8 protein-coding genes are annotated in these 7,822 nt (G+C 70.3%); 2 read left to right on the top strand and 6 right to left on the bottom strand.

Annotated elements, in window-relative coordinates; translation table 11 throughout:
- Positions 1-144 precede the first annotated feature (144 nt).
- The 3 genes from ACH436_RS19690 to ACH436_RS19680 all read right to left on the bottom strand — a co-directional run bounded on the left by ACH436_RS19690 (position 145) and on the right by ACH436_RS19680 (position 2,242).
- On the bottom strand, positions 145-990 hold the full coding sequence (locus ACH436_RS19690; protein WP_430561895.1) for an alpha/beta fold hydrolase: 846 nt from the start codon (positions 988-990) through the stop codon (positions 145-147).
- Between the two features lie 128 nt (positions 991-1,118).
- Positions 1,119-1,892: an alpha/beta hydrolase gene (locus ACH436_RS19685; RefSeq protein WP_430561894.1), complete on the bottom strand. Its 774-nt coding sequence runs from the start codon at positions 1,890-1,892 to the stop codon at positions 1,119-1,121.
- A 50-nt stretch (positions 1,893-1,942) separates the two neighbouring features.
- Positions 1,943-2,242: a hypothetical protein gene (locus ACH436_RS19680; protein ID WP_430561893.1), complete on the bottom strand. Its 300-nt coding sequence runs from the start codon at positions 2,240-2,242 to the stop codon at positions 1,943-1,945.
- Between the two features lie 129 nt (positions 2,243-2,371).
- Here ACH436_RS19680 and ACH436_RS19675 point away from each other — a divergent pair, with 129 nt between their 5' ends.
- Entirely contained in the window at positions 2,372-3,340 is a 969-nt protein-coding gene (locus ACH436_RS19675) for an FKBP-type peptidyl-prolyl cis-trans isomerase (RefSeq protein ID WP_430561892.1), read from the top strand.
- Between the two features lie 69 nt (positions 3,341-3,409).
- Entirely contained in the window at positions 3,410-3,952 is a 543-nt protein-coding gene (locus ACH436_RS19670; protein WP_430561891.1) for a phosphoribosyltransferase, read from the top strand.
- Between the two features lie 147 nt (positions 3,953-4,099).
- On the opposite strand, the gene nrdF is transcribed toward ACH436_RS19670, so the two are convergent.
- From nrdF to nrdI, 3 genes are read right to left on the bottom strand one after another with little or no spacing between them, the layout of a single operon-like run.
- Complete coding sequence (nrdF, locus tag ACH436_RS19665; RefSeq protein ID WP_430561978.1) at positions 4,100-5,080, bottom strand: class 1b ribonucleoside-diphosphate reductase subunit beta; 981 nt, start codon at positions 5,078-5,080, stop codon at positions 4,100-4,102.
- Positions 5,081-5,121: 41 nt separating this feature from the next.
- Complete coding sequence (nrdE, locus tag ACH436_RS19660) at positions 5,122-7,317, bottom strand: class 1b ribonucleoside-diphosphate reductase subunit alpha (RefSeq protein ID WP_430561890.1); 2,196 nt, start codon at positions 7,315-7,317, stop codon at positions 5,122-5,124.
- Positions 7,287-7,718, bottom strand: a complete 432-nt coding sequence (gene nrdI, locus ACH436_RS19655; RefSeq protein WP_430561889.1) for a class Ib ribonucleoside-diphosphate reductase assembly flavoprotein NrdI — start codon at positions 7,716-7,718, stop codon at positions 7,287-7,289. The genes nrdE and nrdI overlap by 31 nt, the downstream gene beginning before the upstream one ends.
- Positions 7,719-7,822: the final 104 nt, after the last annotated feature.

Raw genomic sequence — 7,822 nt, 5'->3', positions numbered from 1 at the left:
CCGCGCCCGCCGCGCCCGAGAGGGGCCCGGGGGCCCGGCCCAGGGCCGGCCCCCGGGGGGGGGCCGCCGGGGGCCCCCCCCGGGGGGGGGGGGGCCCCGCGGCGTCTCGCGTCTGGGCGGGGCGACCTGGGCGGGGCGACCTGGTCAGGTGGTCGGCGCCGGCCGGTACTGCCAGGGCCACCGGGGCGGGTTGGTGCGCTCGGACACGCGGCGGTGCAGCAGCCCGATCGCGGCGGCGACGGTGGCCGGGTCCTCGACCGCGCTCATGTGCCCGGCTGCCGGGACGACGGTCAGCGCGCCGTCGCGCGCGGCGTGCACCATGTGCTCGGCCTCGACCAGCGGCGTCACCTGGTCCTCCGCACCGACCACCACGGACACCGGCCCGTCGAACGTCCGCAGCACCTCGGTGCGGTCCGGACGTGCCGCCATCGCGCGCTGCGCCCAGGCGACCCCCGTCGGGGACTGCGCTCGGATCCAGGACTCGAGCAGCGGGAAGAGGTTCCGCCGCTTCTCCACGCTCGTCGGCCCCAGCAGCGTGCCGGGCATGCTGAGCACCGGGTCGAGCGTCTGCCCCTCGGTGACCGCGGTCGCGATCCGCAGGCGGTTGGCGCGTGCGGCGTCGAGGTCGGCGGTCGACTTGGTGTCCACCAGGCCGAGCCCGACGACGAACCCGGGGTGCCGCTCCGCCAGGGCGAGCGCCACGTAGCCGCCCATGGACAGGCCGACCACGACCGCGTTGCCCTCGCCCTGCTCCCGCATGGTGCGGTGCACGGCGTCGGCGACGTCCTCGAGCCGCGGGGGCATGCCGCCGAGGTCGGAATGCCCCTGGCCGGGCAGGTCCACGCCGATCGCGCGCACCCCCTCCGGCAGGGCCTGCGCCGCGGCCGCCCACATGCGGTGGTCCAGCGGGAAACCGTGCAGCAGCACGACCGGCGTGCCCGCCCCCTCGCGGAGCGGGTAGGTCGCCAGGAGCGCGGAGGTGGTGGTCATCGTCGACTCCTCGTCATCGCGTCGTCGTCATCGCGTCGTCGTCATCGCGTCGTCGTCATCGCGTCGTCGTCATCGCATCGTGGTGTGTGTCGTGGCCCGTCGTCCTGCCCACGGACCCCGTCCGAGCCTCATCGCGGCACGGTCTCGGCCTGCCTCACCTCGCCGTCGTAGTGCGTGGGCAGCGGGGCGTGGCCGGGCAGCACGTGCCCGACGATCTCGTCGAGGACCCGGCGCACCGCCGGCTCCCCGACCCACAGGTGCTTCGCGCCGTCGACGCCGATCACCTCGGCCTGCGGTACGCGCGCGAACCGGCGCCGGGCCTCGTCGGGGCGCAGGTAGTCGTCGTGCTCGGGCACCAGGACGACGAGCGGGCGGCCGAACTCGGCCCAGCGGTCGAGGTCGGCGTCCGTGGCGCGGTGCAGCGGCGGCGAGAGCAGGATCGCGCCCTCCACGGCCGGGTCGGTGCCGTGCTTGAGCACCAGCTCGGTGCCGAACGACCAGCCCACGAGCCACGGGCGCGGCAGCTCGCGGAACTCCGCGAGCTCGATCGCGGCCGCCACGTCGTACCGCTCCGCGTCGCCGCCGTCGAAAGCTCCGTCGGAGGTGCCGCGGGGCGAGGACGTGCCGCGCGTGTTGAAGCGCAGGACGGCGAGGTCGGCGAGCGCCGGGAGCCGCCAGGCCGCCTTGCGGTAGACGTGCGAGTCCATGTAGCCGCCGTGCGTGGGCAGCGGGTGGAAGGTGAGGAGGGTCGCGACCGGGTCGCGGTCGGCCGGCAGGGCGAGCTCGCCGACCAGCGTGAGGCCGTCCGCGGTGTGCAGGTCGACGTCCTCACGGCGGGCGGGCAGCATCGTGAGGGAGCGGATCTGGTGGCCGGTGTCGTGTCCGGTGGCGTCGTCGTTCATCGCCTCCAGCGTAGTTCGGCCGGGCGCTGCAGGCCGGGCCGGCGGCACGTTCAGAGCAGCCGGGCCCGCCGCTCCCAGCAGGAGGAGTGCCAGTGGCGGCGGTCCTCGAGGCCCGCGGCCTCGCCCCCGACGACGTCCCGCTGCCAGGCGACCACGTGCGGGGTGCCGGCCGGGATCTCCTGGTGGCACGCGGGGCAGCGGTAGGGCTTGTCGCCGCCGCGCAGCCGGCGCACCGTCCACTCGCCGTCCGCCGCGCTCTCCCTGCGGACGCCGCCCAGGGCACGGTCGAGGTCGAGCGGCGGGGGTTCCGCGCCCCAGGGGCGCTTGCGGGAGGGTCGGCGGGACGGCATGGCACCCATTGTCGCGCGACGGCGCCACGGCCGGCGGGCCGGCCGGGAGGTCGCGGGACCCTGGACGGCGCGATCAGGTCGTGCCGTTACAGTGGCCCGGTTCGTCCCCGCCGACCGAAGGACTCCCCCGTGAAGCTCCGCACGTCCGCCGCCGCCACCGCGCTGGCGCTGGCCGCGGCCCTGACCCTGACCGCCTGCGCCGACGACTCGTCCGGCGACGGCGCCACGCCGTCGGCCTCCGCGTCGTCGTCGCCGGCCACCGAGGCTCCCGAGCCGACCAAGGAGGACGTCGCCGCCCTCGAGTCCGTGAAGGTCGAGGGCAAGGCCGGTGCAGAGCCGAAGGTGACGTTCGAGACGCCGCTCGAGGTGTCGGTGCCCACGTCGCGCGTCATCGACGAGGGCGACGGCGCCGAGCTCGCCGAGGGCATGAAGATCACCATGGACACCGTCGCCTTCCTCGGCACCGACGGCTCCACCCAGGGCTCCTCCTGGGAGCAGAAGGCCCCGCAGAGCTTCATCCTCGGCGACGCGAATTACGGCGTCCTCACCGAGCCCCTGACCGGGCAGAAGGTCGGCACGCGCCTCCTGGTCGCCAACCCCGTGCAGGGCCAGGACGGCTCCACGGCGACGATGGTCAACGTCGTCGAGGTGACCGACGCGACGAAGGTCCCCAGCCGCGCGGAGGGCACGGCCGTCGAGCCGGAGAAGGGCCTGCCGACCGTGACGCTGGACGACTCCGGCAAGCCCTCGGTGGAGATCCCGGACGGGTACGAGGCGCCCAAGGACCTCGTCGCCCAGACCCTCATCAAGGGCGACGGCGCCAAGGTCACGAAGGACCAGACCGTCACCGCGCAGTACACGGGGTGGACGCTCGACGGCGAGCAGTTCGACTCGTCGTGGGACCGCGGCACCCCGTCCTCGTTCTCGCTCCAGCAGGTCATCCCGGGGTGGACGGACGGCCTCGCCGGCCAGACCGTGGGCAGCCAGGTGCTGCTCGTCATCCCCGCGGACCAGGCGTACGGCGCCGAGAAGAGCGACAGCAACGAGCTCGCCGGCCAGACGCTCGTCTTCGTCGTGGACATCCTCGACGCGGACTGATCCCCGGCCTCTCACGACGGCGGGCTCCCGGTCACCGGGGGCCCGCCGTCGCGCGTAGTCTCAGGTGCCATGAGCGCTGAGCCCACCCCCGCCGAGCCCCTCGCGCCCGCCGACGACACCGTCGGCCCGGAGCGGGAGGTCCTCACCTGGACCCTCCTGCCCGTCGCGATCCGCGAGCTCGCCCAGCAGGTCGTCGACAGCGGGTTCCTGCCCGACGTCGTCATCGCCGTCGCGCGCGGCGGCCTGGTGCCCGGTGGCGCCATGGCGTACGCCCTGGGCACCAAGGGCGTGGGCACGATGAACGTCGAGTTCTACACCGACATCGGCAAGACGCTCGACGACCCGCGCGTGCTCCCGCCGCTCATGGACACCTCCGAGCTGCCCGGCTCCAAGGTGCTCGTGGTGGACGACGTCGCCGACTCGGGCCGCACCCTCGCGCTCGTCATGGACATGCTCGCCAAGCAGGGCGCCGACGCCCGCTCGGTGGTGCTCTACACCAAGCCCCGCACGATCATCCGGCCGGACTACTCCTGGCGGGACACCGACCGCTGGATCACGTTCCCGTGGTCCGCCGACCCGCCCGTCACCGGCGCGCACTCCGCCGACGCCTGAGCCGAGGTAGTTCCACCCCCGGCGAGGTAGTTCGAGATCTGCCGAGGTAGTTCCTCTTTTGCCGAGGTAGTCCGAAGGGGCGGTCCGCACAGTGTGCGGACCGCCCCTTCGGACTACCTCGGCAAATCTCGGACTACCTCGGCCGGGTCAGAAGTCCCAGTCGTCGTCCTCGGTGGCCACGGCCTTGCCGATGACGTACGACGAGCCCGACCCGGAGAAGAAGTCGTGGTTCTCGTCGGCGTTCGGCGACAGCGCGGCGAGGATGGCCGGGTTGACGGCCGTGTCCTCCTTGGGGAACAGCGCCTCGTAGCCCAGGTTCATCAGGGCCTTGTTGGCGTTGTACCGCAGGAACGCCTTGACGTCCTCGGTGAGCCCGAGCTCGCCGTACAGCGCGTCGGTGTACTCGACCTCGTTCTCGTACAGCTCGAAGAGCAGCTCGAACGTGTACGCCTTGAGCTCGTCCTGCTCGGTCTGGCTGACCTGCGCCAGCCCCTTCTGGTACTTGTAGCCGATGTAGTACCCGTGCACGGCCTCGTCGCGGATGATGAGGCGGATGAGGTCGGCCGTGTTCGTGAGCTTCGCACGGCTGGACCAGTACATCGGCGCGTAGAAGCCGGAGTAGAACAGGAACGACTCGAGCATCGTCGAGGCGACCTTGCGCTTCAGCGGGTCGTCTCCCCGGTAGTAGTCGAGCACGATCTCGGCCTTGCGCTGCAGGTGCGGGTTCTCCTCCGACCAGGCGAAGGCCTCGTCGATCTCCCGCGTGGAGATCAGCGTCGAGAAGATCGACGAGTAGCTCTTGGCGTGCACCGACTCCATGAACGCGATGTTGGTGTACACCGCCTCCTCGTGCGGGGTCAGCGCGTCGGGGATGAGCGACACCGCGCCGACCGTGCCCTGGATGGTGTCCAGCAGCGTGAGGCCGGTGAACACGCGCGTCGTCATGAGCCGCTCGGCGTCGGTCAGCGTGTGCCACGACTGGATGTCGTTCGACACCGGCACCTTCTCCGGCAGCCAGAAGTTGCCGACCAGGCGGTCCCAGACCTCGAGGTCCTTCTCGTCCTGCAGCCGGTTCCAGTTGATCGCGCTCACGCGATCGATGAGCTTGAGCTTGCCCGTGGGCGCCATGGTCTTCTCTTCCCCGAATCCTTGATAGTTGCTCGACGCGGTCACAGCATGCAGCTGACGCAGCCCTCGATCTCCGTGCCCTCGAGGGCCATCTGGCGGAGACGGATGTAGTACAGCGTCTTGATCCCCTTGCGCCAGGCGTAGATCTGCGCGCGGTTGACGTCGCGCGTCGTCACCGTGTCGGGGAAGAACAGCGTGAGCGACAGCCCCTGGTCCACGTGCTGGGTCGCGGCCGCGTACGTGTCGATGATCTTCTCGTAGCCGATCTCGTACGCGTCCTGGTAGTAGTCCAGGTTGTCGTTCGTCATGTACGGCGCCGGGTAGTACACGCGACCGAGCTTGCCCTCCTTGCGGATCTCGATCTTGGCGGGCACGGGGTGGATCGACGACGTCGAGTTGTTGATGTAGCTGATCGACCCGGTGGGCGGCACGGCCTGGAGGTTCTGGTTGTAGATCCCGTGCTCCATGACCGAGGCCTTGAGCGCGCGCCAGTCGTCCTGCGTCGGGATGGCCACGCCGGCGTCGGCGAACAGCCGCGCGACGCGCTCCGTGGCGGGCTTCCACTCGCCGTCGGTGTACTTGTCGAAGTACTCGCCCGAGGCGTACTTGGAGTCCTCGAACCCGCCGAAGGCCTTGCCCCGCTCGATCGCGAGGCGGTTCGACGCCGCGATCGCGTGGTAGGCGACCGTGTAGAAGTAGAGGTTCGTGAAGTCCACGCCCTCGTCGGAGCCGTAGTAGATCCGCTCGCGCGCGAGGTACCCGTGCAGATTCATCTGGCCGAGGCCGATGGCGTGCCCGAGCTCGTTGGCGCGGCGGATCGACGGGACCGACTCGATGCTCGTCTGGTCGGAGACGGCCGTGAGCGCACGGATCGCGGTGTCGATCGTCTTCGCGAAGTCGGGCGAGTCCATCGTCTTGGCGATGTTCAGCGAGCCCAGGTTGCAGGAGATGTCGCGGCCGACGTGGTCGTAGGACAGGTCCTCGTGGAACGTCGACGGCGTCGAGACCTGCAGGATCTCCGAGCAGAGGTTCGAGTGCGTGATGCGCCCCTTGATCGGGTTCGCCGCGTTCACGGTGTCCTCGAACATCACGTACGGGTAGCCGGACTCGAACTGCAGCTCGGCGATCGTCTGGAAGAAGTCGCGGGCCTTGATCGTCGTCTTCGTGATGCGGTCGTCGGCGACGAGCTCGTCGTACTTCTCCGAGACGGAGATGTCGGCGAACGGCTTGCCGTAGACGCGCTCGACGTCGTACGGGCTGAACAGGTGCATGTCCGCGTTCTGCTTGGCCAGCTCGAACGTCACGTCGGGGATGACGACGCCCAGGGAGAGCGTCTTGATGCGGATCTTCTCGTCCGCGTTCTCCCGCTTGGTGTCGAGGAACCGCATGATGTCCGGGTGGTGCGCGTGCAGGTACACGGCACCGGCGCCCTGGCGCGCGCCGAGCTGGTTGGCGTACGAGAACGAGTCCTCGAGCAGCTTCATCACGGGGATGACGCCGGACGACTGGTTCTGGATGTGCTTGATCGGCGCGCCGTGCTCGCGCACGTTGCTCAGCAGGAGGGCCACACCACCGCCGCGCTTGGACAGCTGGAGGGCGGAGTTGATGCCGCGCGCGATGGACTCCATGTTGTCCTCGATGCGCAGCAGGAAGCAGGACACGGGCTCGCCGCGCTGCGCCTTGCCCACGTTGAGGAACGTCGGGGTCGCGGGCTGGAACCGCCCGGAGACGACCTCCTCGACGACGTCGCGCGCGACCTGCTCGTCGCCGTCGGCCAGCCCGAGCGCGACCATCGAGACGCGGTCCTCGAAGCGCTCGAGGTACTTCTTCCCGTCGAACGTCTTCAGCGTGTACGACGTGTAGTACTTGAACGCGCCGAGGAACGACTCGAACTGGAAGTCCTTCGAGTACGCGAGCCGGAACAGCTCCTTGACGAAGGTGCGCGAGTACTTCTCGAGGACGGCCGGGTCGTAGTACTTGTTCTCGAGGAGGTAGTCGAGCTTCGCGTCGAGCGTCTCGAACTGGATCGTGTTCGGCACCACGTGCTGCTCGAAGTAGGCCGTGGTGGCCTCGCGGTCCTTGTCGAACTGGATCTTGCCGTCCGGTCCGTACAGGTTCAGCATCGCGTTGAGCGCGTGGTAGTCGAGCTGCACGCCCTGCAGCGGCACGGGGGTGGCCCCCGCGAGCTCCGGGTCCGTCGTCGAGCTCACGCCGAGATCAGTGACTGTCGTTGCCAAAATCGTCCCAATCCGTCACGGACGCGCCGGGCGTCCTCAGCCGTCCCCAGGAGTTCGAAGGCGTACAGGTAGGGCACCTGGCACTTCGCGGAGATGATGTCGCCGGCGATGCAGTACGCAGCGCCGAAGTTGGTGTTCCCCGCGGCGATGACGCCGCGGGCGAGCGACCGGTTGTGCGGGTCGTTGAGGAACTCGCGCACGCGTCGTGGCACGGCGCCGCCCTCGTTGCCCCCGCCATAGGTCGGGACCATGAGCACGTAGGGCTCGGTCACCGTGAGGAAGCCGTCCGTCTTGCGCACCGGGATGCGGTGCACGGACATGCCGAGCTCGTCGAGGCCGAGGCGCTGGACGAACCGGTGGGTGTTCTCCGACACGCTGGAGAAGTAGACGAGAGAACCCAATGTGCTCAGCCTCCCCCCGGATGCTGCTTCCCGACCGGCGCGGGTCCGGCGCGGACGGTGCCGCGCCAGAACCTCGCCGAAGACGCACGGCGCCCCGGGTCGGG

This window comes from Isoptericola sp. NPDC019693, assembly GCF_044389085.1.
Classification (GTDB): domain Bacteria; phylum Actinomycetota; class Actinomycetes; order Actinomycetales; family Cellulomonadaceae; genus Isoptericola.
Note: the sequence above shows the minus strand (reverse complement) of the source record. Positions and strands in the feature narration are given on the sequence as shown.

What these genes read in the sequence shown, in the direction of transcription:
- nrdF (WP_430561978.1), bottom strand. Translation starts at nt 5,080, where the DNA reads ATGGCGCCCACGGGCAAGCTCAAGCTCATCGATCGCGTGAGCGCGATC.
- ACH436_RS19670 (WP_430561891.1), top strand. Translation starts at nt 3,410, where the DNA reads ATGAGCGCTGAGCCCACCCCCGCCGAGCCCCTCGCGCCCGCCGACGAC.
- ACH436_RS19680 (WP_430561893.1), bottom strand. Translation starts at nt 2,242, where the DNA reads ATGCCGTCCCGCCGACCCTCCCGCAAGCGCCCCTGGGGCGCGGAACCC.
- ACH436_RS19685 (WP_430561894.1), bottom strand. Translation starts at nt 1,892, where the DNA reads ATGAACGACGACGCCACCGGACACGACACCGGCCACCAGATCCGCTCC.
- ACH436_RS19690 (WP_430561895.1), bottom strand. Translation starts at nt 990, where the DNA reads ATGACCACCACCTCCGCGCTCCTGGCGACCTACCCGCTCCGCGAGGGG.